9 protein-coding genes are annotated in these 16,179 nt (G+C 46.6%); 1 reads left to right on the forward strand and 8 read right to left on the reverse strand.

Going from position 1 to position 16,179, the window contains the following annotated elements:
* Nucleotides 1-96 precede the first annotated feature (96 nt).
* The 5 genes from ACXACM_RS18810 to ACXACM_RS18830 are packed head-to-tail and all read right to left on the reverse strand — an operon-like array spanning nt 97 to nt 7,956.
* Nucleotides 97-1,395 (reverse strand): sensor histidine kinase, encoded by a 1,299-nt coding sequence (locus tag ACXACM_RS18810; protein WP_474823665.1) that lies wholly within the window; start codon nt 1,393-1,395, stop codon nt 97-99.
* Nucleotides 1,388-2,068: a response regulator transcription factor gene (locus tag ACXACM_RS18815; RefSeq protein ID WP_474823666.1), complete on the reverse strand. Its 681-nt coding sequence runs from the start codon at nt 2,066-2,068 to the stop codon at nt 1,388-1,390. The genes ACXACM_RS18810 and ACXACM_RS18815 overlap by 8 nt, the downstream gene beginning before the upstream one ends.
* 8 nt (nt 2,069-2,076) lie before the next feature.
* Nucleotides 2,077-5,208, reverse strand: a complete 3,132-nt coding sequence (locus ACXACM_RS18820) for an efflux RND transporter permease subunit (protein WP_474823668.1) — start codon at nt 5,206-5,208, stop codon at nt 2,077-2,079.
* Nucleotides 5,201-6,556 carry an efflux RND transporter periplasmic adaptor subunit gene (locus tag ACXACM_RS18825; protein ID WP_474823669.1) on the reverse strand — a complete coding sequence of 452 codons (1,356 nt, stop codon included), beginning with the start codon at nt 6,554-6,556 and terminating at the stop codon, nt 5,201-5,203. Before ACXACM_RS18825 ends, ACXACM_RS18820 begins: the two co-directional genes overlap by 8 nt.
* Complete coding sequence (locus ACXACM_RS18830) at nt 6,553-7,956, reverse strand: TolC family protein (RefSeq protein WP_474823671.1); 1,404 nt, start codon at nt 7,954-7,956, stop codon at nt 6,553-6,555. The genes ACXACM_RS18825 and ACXACM_RS18830 overlap by 4 nt, the downstream gene beginning before the upstream one ends.
* A gap of 228 nt (nt 7,957-8,184) precedes the next feature.
* Between ACXACM_RS18830 and ACXACM_RS18835 the strand changes: the two genes are divergently transcribed.
* Nucleotides 8,185-10,503, forward strand: a complete 2,319-nt coding sequence (locus ACXACM_RS18835) for a PAS domain S-box protein (protein ID WP_474823672.1) — start codon at nt 8,185-8,187, stop codon at nt 10,501-10,503.
* 118 nt (nt 10,504-10,621) lie between these two features.
* Here the strand turns inward: ACXACM_RS18835 and ACXACM_RS18840 are convergent, their stop codons facing one another.
* From ACXACM_RS18840 to ACXACM_RS18850, 3 genes are read right to left on the reverse strand one after another with little or no spacing between them, the layout of a single operon-like run.
* Nucleotides 10,622-13,078, reverse strand: a complete 2,457-nt coding sequence (locus ACXACM_RS18840; RefSeq protein WP_474823673.1) for a glycoside hydrolase family 95 protein — start codon at nt 13,076-13,078, stop codon at nt 10,622-10,624.
* Between the two features lie 12 nt (nt 13,079-13,090).
* Complete coding sequence (locus ACXACM_RS18845; RefSeq protein WP_474823674.1) at nt 13,091-14,617, reverse strand: tryptophan halogenase family protein; 1,527 nt, start codon at nt 14,615-14,617, stop codon at nt 13,091-13,093.
* The gene (locus tag ACXACM_RS18850; RefSeq protein ID WP_474823676.1) at nt 14,614-16,170 is read right to left on the reverse strand and encodes a tryptophan halogenase family protein; all 1,557 of its coding nucleotides are present in this window, start codon (nt 16,168-16,170) and stop codon (nt 14,614-14,616) included. Before ACXACM_RS18850 ends, ACXACM_RS18845 begins: the two co-directional genes overlap by 4 nt.
* Between the last annotated feature and the right edge of the window lie 9 nt (nt 16,171-16,179).

Raw genomic sequence — 16,179 nt, forward strand, 5'->3', positions numbered from 1 at the left:
TCCTTTTATTGCGTCGCTGTAGTTTTTAATTACAACTAGTATTAACTTGTCACAATACTAGCGACGTCACGAGAGGTAGCAATAAAAATTTAAAGGTTAAGACGTTTCACCAACTTCATACATTTTAAGGGTGACCGAATATCCGTTGCCTGTAAACGCAGGTTGGTATGTCCAGTTGAGTTTTCGTGACAGCTTCTCGATGAGTTTGAGCCCTATGCCAAACCCTTCTTTCCCGTTGTCGGATTTAATAACAGCACCGTCATTTTTGCTGGCGCCGTGTTCTCGATTAATCACGACTAATGTATTGTCACTAAGATTGACCTCCACCTCGCCGCGGTAGGTGTGCTGAAACGCATTGCGAATTATATTGCCTATCACAATCTGCGCAGCAGTTTCCGGCAACTTTAGCAAGCAGGGGGATAATTGAAGTGTCAGTGAGACCGCCTTACCTTGTAACAGATATTCGAGATCATCAGTAAGCCCTTTTATCATGTCTGCTATATCTACCTGACTTTCAGCCAGGCCGGTGGCTTCTTCTCGCCCCAACCACAACAGGGTTTCCGTTAAATCAGCCATGGTTTTTGATGCGTGATCAATACGAGATACCGCGTTGCGTCCCTTGCTATTTTCTACATCAACCACCCTGCAAAGCAACTCAATGCTGCTTCTTACCACGGCAATGGGAGTTCTGAGTTCATGACTGGCATGGTTCACAAATTCACGCTCTCGCTCCAGGGTTTTGCGCACCCGTTGTAGACTATGGTGAATGATTCTGGCCAGCGCATTGAGCTCTTTGTAACGAAAATTGGGAATGGGTTTGTCCAATTGAGCCTCATCTAACCCCGCCGCCCACTGTTGTAGCGATTCCACAGGCCGCGAAACAGACCGTAGTAATAAAAACAGTGCAATGGAAAACGCACTCAGTGCTGCCACGCCGACTAAAATACTGTGAAGCTGAGGGCCTATTCGAAACGATTTATTGCCGTTGTCAGGTTGCGGTTCAAACCTTTGTGTTACAAACACTTGGCTTTGGTTCTCTCCAGGCACCATAACCAGAAAGTTTGCCGAGCGGGGGCGGGAGAAAATATCTGGATTATCTATATCCTTGTATAATTTGTACGGGGCAATTTCTGTCTCGCTGAAGCTCTGTTTGATTACTTCGGGTATGTCGGTGTAGGTCGAAGCGATGTGAAAATCCAGTACTTGTGTAGGTGCTCCAGGCTCAACATCTACACTTCGGGCGGCGCGGATCATACTATTTCTAAGCATACCATCCATACCGTCGAGGAAACTATCTGCTGACTGAATGGAAAACAACGTGAAAATAACACCCGCCACGGCCAGCAAGGTTAAAACAACGTACTTTCGTAAGCTAAATCGCAGCCCTTCAACCATGGGATGACTCCAGTGATAAATAGAAGCCACTATTTGGTCGTGACAGTAACTGAATATTTGCGCTGGCTTGTTCCAGTGCTTTGCGCAAATGATGAATATGCACTTTAAGGGCATTGCTTTCGGGCGCGTCTTCGCCCCACACGGCGTCTACCAATGAGGCCCGAGATACACATTCCCCACGTGCCCGAATAAGGTGCTTTAATAGCCTGTAGGTGGTAGGGCTAAGTTTTATTGCCGTGCCATCTGCACTGGCCTCTTCCTGCCTGACGGTTAGCGTGACGTTGCCAAACGTCAACTGATTAACCTGACTGGAGCGACGATTTGCCAACGCGCTCACCCGTGCCACCAGCTCAGCCATCGCAAAGGGTTTAATTAGGTAATCATCTGCCCCCTTCTCAAACCCCAACAGCTTGTCTTCTAACTTATCCCGAGCCGTAAGCATGATTACAGGCGTATCGTCACCTTCATTTCTAATGTGTTCGCATACGCTCAGACCATTCATTTTAGGCAAGTTTATATCGAGAATGATCACGTGATATTGGTGAGCGTGTTGAAAACTGAGGGCCGCCATGCCATTAGCGGCATGGTCACAAATCATGTCTTCAAGCTCCAGATAATCTAGGATATTCCCGGCTAAGCCCAGGTCATCTTCTACTAACAATACCCGAATCATATATTCTCTTACCCCGCGATTTGCAGAACCCGTTTTCTAGCCCGCGCCCCAACTCCGGCGACATCGTCATAGATGAGCAAAAGTGCTGGAATTAACAATAATGTGATAGCCGTTGCAAACAAAATACCATACCCCAGTGACGCCGCTGCGGGAATAAGAAACTGCGCTTGTACTGAAGTCTCCCCGAGAATGGGATATAAGCCCACGAAGGTAGTCACGGAAGTAAGTAACACCGCGCGCAAGCGACTGGTACAAGCCTCAATTACCGCTCGCTCTATTGCCATGCCCTCTTTGCGCAAGGCGTTAAAACGCGATACCAACAGCAGACTGTCATTCACCACAACGCCACTTAGCGCCAAGATACCATTGAGAGACAATAAACTCAGCATAAGTCCGTTAGACCAGTGACCAATTATCGCCCCTACAATACCAAATGGAATGGCAGTCATGATTATTAACGGTTGAATATAAGATTTAAGCGGTATGGCTAACAATGCAAAAATAGACAACAGCGCCAATATGAACACGCTTTGCATAGAACTTTGGGTTTCTGCTTGCTGTTCTGCTTCACCGGCAAAATAAAGTGATAGATCCTGATATTGCTTTTCTAACTGAGGAACAAAACTCTCATTGAGATAGTTCACCAGTTCGGTAGACGTTATTACATCGCTATCCACAGACGCACTCACTGTTAACGCGCGTAAGCCGTCTATGCGTACCACCTGCTTTTGCTGTACGTCCTGGATCACTGTCGCCACTACACTCAGAGGCACCACGGTTCCGTCGTCTAAGCGCACTTGTGTATTCATTACATCCGACGGATTCATTCTGTCTTCTGCCGGATATCGCACCCTCACTTTCACCTCATTTTTATCGCGTAGATAACGCTGCACAATTTCTCCACCGAAAGCCTTGAGAAGTTGCTGAGACAAGCTTTGTGTATCCACCCCCATTGCCCTGCCCTGTGGCGTAATTTCAAATCGCATCATGGCTTCACCGGGCGTCAATGAGCTTTCAATGGCATACACGCCGTCAATAGTTGCTAATACGTCCTGAAACGCCGTATTTGCAGCATTCAGCGTATCTTCGTTGATGCTTTTTAGCTCCACCTTAAAGCCATCCACCATTTCTCGACGTGACCGAATTTTTAAACTTTTCACCCCTTCCAGGCTACCGGTTAATGCATTCCAGCGTGCTGATAACTCATCAAGGGAGTACGGCTTTGATTCGTCGAGTGAAATGGTAATAGTGCCACTCTGATCACCACTTGCAGTCACCTGTAAACTGCCTATACCCGTTCCATCTTTGCCTTTCTCTTCCATTAACTGCTTGTCGGCTTCAAGGGCATTTCTTTCTAACAACAATAAATTTCGCTCGTTCTGCCCAAAACTCGCATCACTGTAAAGTGACAAGTTTGCAGTTACGGTGTCTCCCTGCATGCTGGGGAAGAAACTTACCCGCACTGCACCGGTTAATGGCAAGCTCACCACAACAATAAATAGTGCAACAAACAGAAGTACCGCTGCATAACGGTAGGCCACCGTCACCTTCAAAAGTGGTTGATACATTTTATCGTTAAACCACTGTAATCCCGCATCGGCTTTTTCCTGAACTTTGTTCCACGCTCCTGCAATGCCTTTTTTAGGCGCAGTTTTCGTCGGCAGATGCGCCAGGTGAGCAGGCAAAATCAGCTTGGATTCCACAACCGATAGCAGCAGGCACAAAGTAACGATCATGCCGAACTGAGAATACAAGGTACCCAAACCACCAGAAACATTGGAAAGTGCAAAAAAAGTCGCCACTGTTGTCAACACGCCGAACAAGGTTGGGATAGCAACTTTGTTCGTGCCGAGAATGGTGTTTTGCAACGTATCGCCGTACTGTTTACGGGTGGAATAAACGCTTTCTCCCACTACCACAGCGTCGTCTACTACTATCCCCAGCGCCATAATAAAACCGAACGTGGTCATTTCGTTCAGCGTCATATTAGTGTAGGGATCAGTCATAAAATATAACGTGCCAAAGAATATAAACGGCAGTCCGGCTGCAACCCAAAAAGCCACGCGAAGATTCAGAAACAGCGCAAGGGTAACGAACACCAGCGCGATCCCCATAAGTGCGTTATTGGTTAATAAAGTCAGTCGCTCGGTTATGAGTGTACTTTTGTCATACCAGGTTTCAATGTCTACGCCTTGAGGCAACAGACCTTTTTCGTGCCATTCATCGACGACTTCGTGGGCTTGTTCCACCATTTTGGTCACATCGCCATATTCATCCATAAGCACCTGGATGCCGTAACCGTTTTTGCCGTTGTATCGAGACAAACTGTAACTGTCGTCTGCAAACATGTCGGTCACCGTTGCCACGTCTCCCACAGTGAGGATCACGCCGTTACTGCTGGTTACAAGGGGTATTGATGCAAAATCCTTGGCATAATAAGCCTGCTCCGAGGCCTTTAACCGAATCACTTTCTCTTTATTGCGCAAACTGGTAGTCAACGCCGTATTTGACTCCTCATTAACAGCAGCAGCTACATCAGACAGCGTTAACCCGTAAGCCTGCAGTTTAGCCTCATCTATTTCAATCGACATCATGGGGTCGATAAAGCTGCCAGCACTGACTTCACGAATTGCATCTGTTGCCAGTAAATCCCGCTCTAACTGTTCGCCCAGATATTGAAGGGTTGCGTGATCTGTATCGCCGTACAATTGCACCCAAATGGCGTGCTCCTGCCTTCTCGCTTTATCGATAACCGGGTTTTCGGCGTCCGATGGAAAATTTGAAATGCTGTCCACTTCCGTTTTTATATCGTCAAACAGAACGTCGAGGTCGTACTCAGTTTCTTTTTCTACCTGAACAGAGGCGCCATTCGCATTGGATGTTGAGGTTATACGCTTGATGCCGGGGATAGCTTCCAGCGCATTCTCTATTTTGATGGCAATACCTTCTTCTGCTTGTTCAGCATCACCACTTTCGTACGTCATGGAAATGGTGACAAATCTGGGCTCCATACCGGGAAATGCCTCTTTGCGGATATCGCCCATTGATACCAGCCCGAGAATGATCAAACTCACCATTAGCAGGTTTGCAGCCACAGAATTCTGCGCAAACCATGCAATTATGCCTTTTTGATTATTCATTATTTGCTCCTCCCGTTGCCCCTTCAATTACTGGTGCAACAGCTGTATTCACCAGATAACTGTTCAGTGGCCGGGCGACCACGAGAGCACGGTTAGCTTTGTTATGGGGAGTTATAAATGCAAAACCATCCTGTTCAAACAGCACGTCAGGCGTAAATTTTTGTAACAACCCGGTATCTGGTTCTACTAACCAGACTTCTTGTTTTTGCGATACCGCAGAAGCGGGTATTTTCCATACATCTTTAAGGGTACGACCTTCGATTTCAGCACTGACAAAACTACCGAAGGTCAATGGCACCTCTTGTGTCAAAGGAGATGTAACAGTCACTACCGCATTACGCTGCCGGGTTGCAGTATCCTGATGAAGCTCAGCACGACTAACTGTGGCAGACCATTGATTTTGTGTGGCCGCATCTGTGAGAGTAACGGGCCAATTGATTTGCTCGCCTGCGTGGATTGCTGGAAGCTGAGACCACTGGGTAGGCGACAACGCCACAGCAATTTCAGCCGTATTCAGTGAATACAGGGTTGCGACGGTTTCACCGGCCTGAACATAACTGCCTGGTGAAATATCACGACTTACAACCAAAGCATCGAAAGGTGCGGTAATGTGTGTAAATTGTAAATCTCGTTTGGCTGTTTCCAGGGCTTGTTTGGCTTTTTCCACAGAGGCTTGTGCTGCTTTAAGCTGTGGCTGCCGTAACACTAAATCTGAGGCCGGGTCGCCTTCTAAGCCTGAACGTCGCCATTCATCCTGCGCCTGCACACCTTGTAAGCGCTCTTCCTCTAACGCCACTACAGCGTCTTCATAGTCGGCCTGAGCACTGCTCACTGCAGCTAAATAAGTAGTGTCATCTATCATAGCCAGGGCTGTATTTTTACCTACCGTGGCACCGGTTTTAAATATGTCCGCAAGTGACGTTATCCGGCCACTTACCTGCGCCACGAGTGTAAGTGAGTCCATAGGCATAACTTCGCCATAACCTTTCACTGATGCTTTATAATTTGAGACTTGTACCGCGTAAACACCGACCTGTGCCAGGTCGTTACTAGCGCTTGTTGCAGGGCTATCGGATGCTTTCAGTCTGTTTGAACCCGGGCTGCGTTCACCGTTTTCACGCTTGACCCGGGGTTGCTCTGAAAAAGAGCCTCTTGCTGCGCCATCCTCATTAAGCGGCGGTCTAGCGCCGGGACGGGTATTTTCAGAGTTATTTACCGGCGCGTTTTGTTCACCACCAGCCGACGGCGCACCAGGGTGCCCTCCACCAATATTCATCACGGTATACACGCAAGCCAGCACAATGCAAGCTGCTGCTAATAAGGTAACAATCATTTTTTTGTTTTTCATTGTGACACTCCAAGACCCAAAGCAAGGCCTAAGTCCATACGATTCTGTAGCTGTGATGCACGTAACTGCACCTGTTGTGCTTGCAAGTCGAAACGGGTGTTGTAAACCGATAGTAAATCCAGAATATCGGCAAGGCCTTGTCGATAATCGCCAGCAATACTCTCTGCGCTTCGCTGGGCGTTATTTAGGGCATTATCGGTGTAGTGAATTCGCGCTATTAGCGTGCGTTCATTGTCGATGGCATCCTGTGTTTCCTGCACAGCATTCAACAGCGTTTCTTTGTATTGCCACCACGCGTTTAGCGCACTCAGTTCCGCGCTATCAATTTGCGCTTGTAACTCGCCGCCTTTAAATAGTGGGGCTGTAATTTGCCCAAGCACACTCCAAAGCGGATTTGTAAATAAGGCTTCAGAAGCAGAGCTCGCGCTATCTGTTAGCGCAGCAGATAAGTTAATACTTGGAAGTAATGCTTTATATGCCACATCAACGTCATACTCTGTCGCCTGTATAGAGAAGTAAGCGGCTTGTAAATCTGGACGACGAGCCAAATCTTGTTCCGGTAACGCCGTTAGCGGGACAAACACATTGGGGAAGCTCATATCTGAATCTATTTCTGGCAACGACTGTTCCTGCCGTCCCAGCAGAACTGCTAAGGTCCGCTTTGCTGTCGCCACCGCGTATTCGTACTGAGCAATGGTTGACCGTGTGCTCTCAGTGCTGGTTCGTGCAGTATCGAGATCATCCAAATCCCCCAACCCCGTGCGGTAACGGGTTAAAATTACAGCTTCCTGATTCTCCAGAACCTGCAATCGGTCTCGCTCTATAGACAGTAAATTTTGCTGTGCTATAACGTCAATGTAGCTTCGAATCACACTGGCTACTAAGCTATCTCTGGCTGCCTGGTAACTGGCTTGTGCACTGGCTGCATCCAGATTCGCTGCCGTCACCCCATCGGCTATTTTTTGCCATAAATCAAACTCCCAGCTAACAGACAGTGAGCTGGAAAAAATGCTATCTGTTTGCTCTGCTTTTGACCCACTTACACTGGCATCCACATTGAGGTTGTCCTGAGCTTCTGCCGTATCGATTGCAACTTGCGCCTGACGCAGGGTGACAAGGGTTTGCTGCAAGCTTGGGTTACTTTCAAGCGCCTCAGCAATAAATTCAGACAAATGTTCTACTGCAGACACATCTATGAGGTCAGTAAGCTTACTGGCTACAACCTGATCATTTCCCGTTCCTTCTTGCTCTGAAACACTACTAGCAAGAGGCTGCCATACCACCTCTTTACCTGTTATCTTTGTAGCAGATTGACTTAATACTTTATCACCTACCGTTGCACATGCTGATAAAACCAGGCTTATCGCTACTGCACATGCTGTTTGTCTTACTTTGCACATTTATCTCTTCCCATGCTTTATTTAGCACTAAGGGCGATCATGACAATCGCATCACTGGGAATGATTATTTCAAAGCAGGAGTTAAGGGAGGGTTAAAGCGACAGAAACGCTTTTTTTCTTTCCACTTACGTTCCCTTTTCTCTATACTGTGAGAGCGTCAAAGTAAGTAAATGGAATTTGTACATATAATGATATCCAGCTGCCAACAATTAAGTAAAGGCCCGATGAATGTCTGATGCGCAGTCTCTGCTTAATTCTTTAAACACTCTCGTTTGTAAAGCCAATAAAGAAGGCTATTTTACGTACCTGAATGACTATTGGGCTGTCAGTTTAGGCTGGGAGTTAACTCAATTACGTGGAAAGCCATTTATATCTTATGTGCACCCTAGTGATGTTGAGGCTACCAAAGCAGTATTGCTTGAACTCGTAAACAACAAAACTAACGTGGAGGGGTTTCGAAACCGGTACAAGAAAAAAGACGGTGAATACATTTGGCTGGAGTGGTTTGCAAGAGCCAACTCCGACACAGAAATTGTTGCTTCTGCTGTTATTATCACTGAAAAAGTAGCATTGGAAGAGGCTGCAAAAAAGCAAAAAGCGCTACTACAACAAGCCGAAACTCTTGCTTCTCTGGGGCACTGGAGCATAGATGTTATTAATCAGAGCGTATTTTGGTCTGACGAAATTTACCGTATTCATGGTGTTAACAAATGCGAGTATACGCCCACACTAGAATCGGCCATTGACTTCTATCATCCGGACGATATAGACAAGGTTCAGCAGTGCGTTGATGACGCAATGTTAAATGGCACAGGTTGGGAACTCATACAAAGAATTGTTCGCCCCTCCGGTGAAGTTCGCAATGTACAAAGTAAAGCCATGATTCAACGTAACGAACTAGGTGCTGTCACGTCTATTTTCGGGACTTTTCAGGATATAACTGAAAGAAAAAACGCTGAGCTTGAAAGAGAGGCATTAATTACCGAGCTCGCCAAATCTAATGAAATGGCCAACGCCATATTGAGTGCTTCCCGACATTTGCTTATCACCACCGATACCGTTGGTATCGTTACCCAGTTCAATGCAGCCTCTGAGTCCGTGCTGGGCTATACCGCAGACGAAGTCGTTGGCAAGCAAACCCCCGCGCTCTGGCACGACGAGACGGAAATTCAGAAGCGTGCACAAGCCCTTTTTGAAGAGTTCGGCGAACGTCTATCAAACGGCTTCGACGTGTTTACCAAAAAAGCACGCACCTACGGGACAGATACCGATGAGTGGACGTTTATCCGCAAAGATGGTTCTCGCTTTCCCGTCAGCCTAACCGTCACCTGCATTAGGGATGTAAAGGGCGAAGTCACTGGCTATCTTGGCGTAATCGAAGATATCACCGAGCGTCAGGAAAAATCCCGTGAGCTTGAAGCTGCAAAGCAAAAGGCTGAAGTCGCTAATATTGCGAAAAGTCGCTTTTTAGCATCCATGAGCCACGAAATTCGCACGCCGATGAATGGAATCTTAGGTACCCTACAGTTACTGGATGACGAAATAACGGCCCCTTCTGAAAAAAGATTATTAAATAACGCACTCACGTCATCTTATTATTTACTTACCATTGTAAATGACATACTCGACTTTTCTAAGATCGAAGCGGAAATGCTATCGCTGGAAACAATTGCGTTTTCAGTTCGACAATTGTTAAACGAAGTAGCGTCAAATTTCGTTCCCAAAGCTAAAACTAAGGGTGTGATTTTCAAGAATGCCTTAGAAAAAGGTCTCCACGATGTGTGGCTTGGCGACCCGGTGCGCATTAAACAAATCATGACCAACCTCATATCCAATGCGGTTAAATTTACTGAAAAAGGCAGTGTGACAGTTGCCTTGTCGACTAAACAAGAAGACACCGGCTCATCACTTATCCTCAAGGTCATCGACACAGGCATAGGAATGGACACCGAGGTCATCGAGGGCTTATTCGAAAGATTTACCCAGGCCGATAGTTCTACCACACGTAAATACGGTGGAACCGGTCTCGGCATGACCATCACCAAAAGCTTGGTAGAACTGATGAATGGCACATTGTCAGTAGACAGTGAACTAGGAAAAGGCACCACGTTTACCGTTGCTTTACCACTGGAAAAAGGTGAACGCGCTGTTCAGATGCAAGAACAAACCGCGCCAGCGCCTGATCTCACCGGCAAGAAAATTTTAGTTGCTGAAGACAACAACATTAACCAGGTGATCGTACAGGCGATGCTGGAAAAAACTAACGCCGAAATATGCTTGGCGGAAAATGGATTAATCGCTATCGATAAATGCGGTACGTTCAAGCCAGATATCATTCTGATGGATATACAAATGCCGGAATTAGACGGCCTTGAAGCCTGCAAAATCATTCGCAAGAGCGATAAAAGCATCCCCATTATTGCCCTCACGGCTAATGTGATGTTGGAGGACATCAAAACCTATCTCGACAATGGGTTTGATGAACACCTGGCAAAGCCTATTGAAGTTGCCAAACTGTATAGTAGGCTGAACTATCACTTAGTATAAGAGCCGATTACAATTGGTATATGCTTGGTATACCTAGTCTAATCGCTTTTTAAATCCGAGAAGCTTTTACTAAAGGTTTTCCGACCAGGTATCTTTGGTTTGAATCGTCACCGAGGATTTAAGACTGTTTGGCTTTGAATCGAAGAACCTCACCTTTTTTCATAACGACATCGTACTCAAATAATGAGGGATCTTCCGCTTCAATGGTCATATCGGCATTGTAATACAATGCCGCTTTTGTTTTAGGCACAGTAAAAAGTGGATTAGGGTTGATTCCTACTGCCCTGTTCAACCTGTCGCCCTCAAGCTCTGTTGTAGTCCTCAGTCGTGCATTCCCGGCAATACTCGCACGAATGCTCAATTCGCTAACTTCACCGTTGTGCCAGCTAATTGCAACTTCGAAACCACCTCTGGTTTTGATTCCTTTAACAGTGCCTTCTGACCATTGCTGCGGTAGCGCCGGTAATAGATGAATGGCACCATCGTGGCTTTGCAACAACATTTCGGTGATCCCTGCGGTAAACCCAAAGTTGCCATCAATTTGAAACGGCGGGTGCGCGTCAAACAAGTTTGGGTAAGTCCCTCCGGTATCGGCCTGCCCCTCAAACCTAGCCGGTGACAACTGTTCTGATATCAGTTTCAAAGCGCGGTCACCGTTGAGCAAGCGTGCCCAGAAATTGATTTTCCAACCCATCGACCAACCTGTCGACGCATCTCCACGTGCTTCTAGCGAAGTTCGGGCAGCTTCTGCCAGAGCTGGCGTTCTGATTGGAGAAATTTGATTGGAGGGATGCAACCCGTAAAGGTGTGATAAATGACGGTGAGTATCGTCCTCTCTATCCCAGTCATCCAGCCATTCCTGTAACTGCCCCCAACGTCCTACCTGCATAGGAGGTAATTGTTCCCTTAACATTTTAAAATGGCTTATGTGATCACTATTGGTGTTTAACACGCCGTCAGCCGCAATGACCGCGGTAAACGCATCGAATGCAAGTTGGTTGTCCATCGTAGTACCAGCGGCAAGTGACACCCACTCAGCATGCCCATTTTCCGGTGACATTGACGGTACAGTCACGCGATATCTTTTAACAGGCTCAGTTTTCATAATATCACTTAAAAATAATGCGGCCCCCTCAAGCACAGGATAAGCACTTCGCAGAAATTCCGTGTCACCGGTATAAAGATAATGCTGCCACAAATGCTGACTGAGCCAAACGCCACCGTTTGGCCAGAGACCAAAAAATGCGCCGTCTACAGGACCTGATATCCGCCAAAGATCTGTATTATGGTGAAGTGTCCAGCCGCGGGCACCGTACATTTCTTTTGCTGCCTCACGACCAGTTTTTGAGACGTCGTATATAAGGTCAAATAAAGGTTCGTGCATTTCGCTCAAATTTGTCGTTTCAGCGAGCCAGTAATTCATCTCTGTATTAATATTAACCGTGTATTTACTATCCCAGGGAGGATTGAGGTGCCGGTTCCATATGCCTTGTAAGTTTGCAGCCTGAGTGCCAGGCTGAGAACTTGAAATAAGCAAATAACGTCCGAATTGATAGACCAGCTCAATAAGTTGGGGATCTCTCGCTGCGTCAAAAGCTGCCAGTCTCTCATTGGTTGGTAACTCACTCGATTCAGTCTGTCCTAAGTCTAAATCGACCCGGTTGAAAAAGTGCTGGTAGCGCTGCACATGGCGATCTATAAGTGTCTCGACTGAGTATTTTTTCGCTTCATTATTAAACCTTTGTGCTTTTGCCTGAGCATCGCCGGATACATCCTGGTAATTGACAAAGTTCGTTCCGATAGAAATAAAAAGTGTAACCCGGTCAGCCTTAGCAATATGCAGTTTGCCGTCGGCGATACTCACTTCCCCACCCGTTACCTGCGGAACGACAGAAGTAAAAAATTCAACCTCACCTTTTTTATTTTCGTGGTCGCCACTAATACCACGCAATATGACCTCCCGTTTTGAAACCGAAATTTCCTGCTTTTTGTGTGGGGAACTAATTGCTACAGACAAGGACAGCGAGCCCGGGCTTGAAGCCTGGATATCCGCAATAATGACGTTATCGGTTAGAGACGCAAACACTTTTTGGCGAATAGTTGTGCCATTAGAGGAAAATGAAGAGGTAGCTACGGCACGGCGAATATCCAGTTCTCGATATTCATATTTGGGTTCAGCGCTATTCTTATAATCGATGTGAAGGTTTCCTACAGTTTGGTAAGGCATGCCATTGTTATTGTTCTTTGCGCTAAATGGGAGATACTTGCCCGCCAAAGCCTGCGCTTCAGCATGTTTGCCTTCCAGAATAAGATGTTGAATATCAGCCAGTGCGTCGTTAAAGGCCGGAACCAAATTATTACCTGGACCACCCGCCCAAACCGTATCTTCGTTTAGCTGGATCGTTTCAGAGCTGTCACTGCCATAAACCATCGCTCCCAGCCGGCCGTTACCGATAGGAAGCGCTTCTTCCCAACTTTGTGCCGGATTGGTATACCACAACCTTAAAGCATCATTGGCGTGACAGGAAAAAATAGTTAGCAGACAAGCAATTGCATAGAATATTCTGGTGTTCATAGCGGACCTGATTTAGCGTGAAGAGGAATTTGAAAACGCACAATGGGTATCTATATACTGTTGATGAGTAGGTAAGGACGCAGCGGTTCTCTTAACGCTTTCCCGCAATCCGTGCATATTGCGAACAAGAACGTCACTGGGTATGCGATCTAACCGGCTGTCGTATTGTGCAGGCATAATACCTTGCCCCAGCATAACCGCCAGCCAACTATGCGGTGTGAACAGCGCATCAGCACGGGTCACAATACTGCCATCCGCAGCAAAAGCATCTATTCTTTGTTTTAGCGTGTCAGGTATCACCATTTCTCGCACAGCATCCCAAAAAGCAGTATCGCGGCGTGACGTTGCTTTGTAGTGAAGTACTATAAAGTCCCGGATATCGTCATATTCAGCGGTCATCATTTTGTTGTACTGATTGCGCTGTATGTCGTTGCCTCCCTTAGAAGGCCACAAATTAATAAGCATTTGAATACCGGCCTGTACCAGATGAATACTGGTAGATTCCAAAGGCTCAATAAAGCCTCCCGATAAACCCACTGCTACACAGTTATTTTTCCAAAACATCCGCCGGTGTCCTGTACGAAACTTCAAAAAAGACGGTTCCGTTATTGGCTGCCCTCGCAAATCGTTCATAAGAGAATTAAGCGCTTCATCCTGATTGTGGTATTCACTGCAATAAACGTATCCGTTACCCATACGGTTTTGCAGCGGAATTTCCCAACGCCAGCCTGCTTTTTTCGCAAACGCTTGTGTGTAAGGAAGCGGAACGTCATTCTCTGAAGTTTGGATAGCGATAGCGCGGTCACAAGGCAAATAATGTGACCAGTCATTAAACTCACTTTTCATTTGGTCATGAATAAGTAAACTGCGAAACCCGCTACAGTCAATAAACAAGTCGCCAGCTATGCTCTGGCCATTATCCAATGTTAAAGAATGAATATCGCCCTTGTCATTGTCGATAGCAGCATTGATAACTTTGCCTTCCACGCGTTTTACTTGCCTTTTTTCAGCATACCGGCGTAATAATTTTCCATAGGCCGCAGAGTCAAAATGCCAGGCATGTCGCATAGTTGAAAGAATGGTGTTTGCCCCACCGCGAGGCTGTGAAAAACGCCCTAACTTCGCCGCAACCGAGCACAGATTGTAGTCACAAATATCATTGGCCATGACATTGGATACTTCACCATTACCAGTCAGACTATTGAGTCTTAACCACAACTGGTGAAACGAAAATTCCGGCGTGTCCTTACCAAAAAAACCAAAAGGATGAAAATACGCATGCCCTTTTTCATACCAGTCGATAAACTCAATACCCAGCTTAAAAGTACCCGCACACTCTTTTAGCATCTCGTGTTCGTCTATACCCAGAAACTGGTTGAATTCTGCCAGTAAAGGAATGGTAGCCTCGCCCACGCCAATCGTGCCAATTTGGTCAGATTCCACCAAGGTAATATGCGTATTGGGCGGAGCCAGCCGCGCAAGGGCTGCAGCACACATCCATCCCGATGTACCGCCACCTACAATAACAACCTTGTTCAACGGCGTCCTCCGGCTCTTGGACGAAAACCGCCAGACGAAACCTCATTGATTAGCTGTTGGTGAGTAGGTACCGCTGTCATTGCATTACGGCTTTGCTGACGAATGCTTTCAAACTCGCGACGGGCGTCATCATAAAATCGCAAGGCGCTGGAACGAGCTGATATATCAGTTTTAAACCCCATGCCATATAAAATATACTGCCAGCTATTCTCGTCAAAAATATCGTGGCTGGCATCTATATCGAGAAAAGAAGGTGGTCTGTGCCGCCACTGTGCCAGCTTCCCTTTCAAATACCCAGAAGCTGAAGACGGGTCGCGATTGTCACGCCAGAACGGCGTATCATCTCTTTCACTTAAATAATAATGTACTTTAATAAAATCTTTTACGTGCTCAAATCGCTTAGCCATGGCGTCGTTAAATTGTCTGGCCGATGCTTCGTAATCGCCAGACCACGGAAATAAATTACACAGCATTAATGCTGCCACTTCAGCAAAGCTGATCCCCGTAGCCTCTAATGGCTCAATAAATCCAACTGACAGCCCGATACCGATACAGTTTTTATTCCATTGCGTTTTTCTATAGCCGGGTTCGAACTTCAACAGCCGATGTGATAAATCATTTGCCGCTGGGCCAATATGCGACTTGAGCGTATTTACTGCTGTTTCTTCGTCGCAGTAATCTGAGGCATATACATAACCAACACCTCGACGATGGTGCAATCCAATGTCCCAAATCCAACCTGCGTCTTTTGCTGTGGTATAAGTACAAGAAGGAATGCCTGAAGCGGGCTTGTCATAAGGAACTTGCAACGCAACAGCGCGGTCACAAAACAGTTCGTTCTTATAGGAAATAAACGGCACTCCCATGGTCTCACCAATGAGTCGTGCCCGAAACCCCGTACAATCGATGTATAAATCTGCGGTTAGTTCACCATGCTCTCGCCCAGTGACAGATGCAATACTGCCATCCTCAGCTAGTGCAACTTTATCGATGGTATCAATAAGACGCTTAACGCCATTTTTTATGGCTTTGTCTCTTACCAACGCCGCCAGTTTGGTTGCGTCGAAGTGATACGCATAATTTAACGGTGCATCATACTGGGGGTGGGTAATTAACTTTGGTGCCAACTTTTCGTTGATCACCGTACTTTGAACGGAACAAGCCTCCGCCCAAGGCACATTTCCGGCAACCCCCAACAACCAGTACGGAAGTAAATCCATATCGGTATGCTGCGAGGCTACCTGAAAAGGGTGAAGATAACTGTCATCGGGTTTAATTGCAGGATTGTACTTCCAGTTGTTAAACCGTATCCCTTGTTTAAACGTGGCGTCAGCATGTTTAATTAAGTCACTTTCGTCAATACCAATGCGTTTCATGGTTTTGCGAATGATGGGAAAGGTACCCTCGCCTACACCGAGAATACCAATCTCGTCTGACTCAACCAGCGTAATTGACACACCGCCAGGCGTATCTGCAGCTAACATGCGGGCCATATAGGCCGCAGTAATCCAACCAGCAGTACCTCCGCCGACGATCAATACACGCTTGCTCATACTTTTTCC

It is taken from the genome of Alteromonas sp. AWQ4_252 (genome assembly GCF_056158205.1).

Excerpts from the sequence above, each read along its gene's own strand:
- ACXACM_RS18810 (WP_474823665.1), bottom strand. The coding sequence starts at position 1,395 with ATGGTTGAAGGGCTGCGATTTAGCTTACGAAAGTACGTTGTTTTAACC.
- ACXACM_RS18815 (WP_474823666.1), bottom strand. The coding sequence starts at position 2,068 with ATGATTCGGGTATTGTTAGTAGAAGATGACCTGGGCTTAGCCGGGAAT.
- ACXACM_RS18820 (WP_474823668.1), bottom strand. The coding sequence starts at position 5,208 with ATGAATAATCAAAAAGGCATAATTGCATGGTTTGCGCAGAATTCTGTG.
- ACXACM_RS18825 (WP_474823669.1), bottom strand. The coding sequence starts at position 6,556 with ATGAAAAACAAAAAAATGATTGTTACCTTATTAGCAGCAGCTTGCATT.
- ACXACM_RS18830 (WP_474823671.1), bottom strand. The coding sequence starts at position 7,956 with ATGTGCAAAGTAAGACAAACAGCATGTGCAGTAGCGATAAGCCTGGTT.
- ACXACM_RS18835 (WP_474823672.1), top strand. The coding sequence starts at position 8,185 with ATGTCTGATGCGCAGTCTCTGCTTAATTCTTTAAACACTCTCGTTTGT.
- ACXACM_RS18840 (WP_474823673.1), bottom strand. The coding sequence starts at position 13,078 with ATGAACACCAGAATATTCTATGCAATTGCTTGTCTGCTAACTATTTTT.
- ACXACM_RS18850 (WP_474823676.1), bottom strand. The coding sequence starts at position 16,170 with ATGAGCAAGCGTGTATTGATCGTCGGCGGAGGTACTGCTGGTTGGATT.